Here is a 1,366-nt window from a genome sequence, read left to right on the forward strand (position 1 = left end):
GCGCCGGCCTCGATGGCGGGCAGCGTGTCGGCGTCGGTGTCGTACGTCGTGACGACCAGGACCCGCGGCGCGCCCGGGCGGGCGGTGATGGCGGCCGTGGCCTCGGCGCCGTTCATGCCCTTGCCGAACTGGAGGTCCATCAGCACGACGTCCACGTCACCGAGCCCGGCCCGCACGACGGCCTCCTCCGCCGTCGCCGCCTCCGCGACGACGGTGATGCCCTCCTCGGTCTCCAGCACCGCGCGCAGCCCCGCCCGGACCACGGGGTGGTCGTCGGCGAGCAGCAGCCGGATGGGCGTCGGGGCGGTCTCGGTCACGGCCGGTCCTCCGGGTCGTCGTCGGTGGGGGTGAGGGGGAGCCGGGCGGACAGCGCGGTGCCCCGTCCGGGGGCGGACTCGACGGTGAGCGTGCCGCCGACGGCGTCCACGCGGGCCCGCATGGCGGCCAGCCCGAACCCGCCGGCACCGTCCGCGCCGGGCACTCGCACGGCCGCCGGGTCGAAGCCGACGCCGTCGTCCACGACACCGAGGACGACCGCGTCGCCGAGATAGGACAGGGTGACCTCGGCCGTGTCGGCCCGGGCGTGCCCCACCGTGTTGGCCAGCCCCGACTGGGCGACGCGCAGCAGCGCGACCTCCCGCGCCGTCGGCAGCGGGCGGGGCGGGCCGGCGAGGCGGAATCGCACGTCGAGCCGGTGCCGGTCGGCGGTGGTGGCGCACAGCCGCTCCAGCGCGCCGGCCAGCGGAGTGTCGTCCAGCGCCGGCGGGGAGAGGGCGGCGACGAAACGCCGGGCCTCGGCGAGATTGTCCACCGCGGCCTGCCGGGCCTGGCCCACATAGGTGACGGCGGGCTCCGGCCGGCCGGGCAGGGCCCGCTCGGCGGCCCGCAGCAGCAACTGGATGCTCGACAGCCCCTGGGCGAGCGTGTCGTGGATCTCCCGCGCCAGCCGCTCGCGTTCCTCCAGGACCCCCGCGGCACGCTGGGCGTCGGCCAGGTCCGCACGGGTGGCGGTCAGCTCCTCGATCAGCCGGCGGCGCTGCTCGCTCTCCCGGTACAGCGCCTGGTAGCCCCACACCACCGCCACGGCGACGGCCGCACCGAGGGCCGGGCCGATCGCGGTGGCGGCGGTGAACGCGCCCGCGTGCACGCAGAAGGCGGTGATCGCCGCGACCGCCGTGCCGAGTACCGCGCCCAGCCCGGCCCGGCGCGGCAGCAGATGGAGCTGGACGAAGTAGAGCGGGAACGCCAGCCACACCGCCTCCGCCGTCAGGGCCAGCAGTACGAGCCACACCGCGCCGACGGCCGCCAGCCACAGGGCCGCCGCGCGGCGGGAGGCGCTGACCGCCGGGAGGGCGGGGCCCACGGC

At 77.7% G+C, this 1,366-nt stretch carries 2 protein-coding genes; both read right to left on the reverse strand.

Going from position 1 to position 1,366, the window contains the following annotated elements; translation table 11 throughout:
* Positions 1-317 (reverse strand): response regulator (locus tag GTW67_RS35130; protein ID WP_161168765.1); only part of this gene is annotated, 317 nt, incomplete at its 3' end.
* The coding region (locus tag GTW67_RS35135; protein ID WP_161168766.1) for a sensor histidine kinase at positions 314-1,366 on the reverse strand (1,053 nt) is incomplete at its 5' end. The genes GTW67_RS35130 and GTW67_RS35135, both read right to left, overlap by 4 nt.

Origin of the sequence: Streptomyces sp. SID5910, from assembly GCF_009862125.1 — a bacterium.
GTDB lineage: Bacteria > Actinomycetota > Actinomycetes > Streptomycetales > Streptomycetaceae > Streptomyces.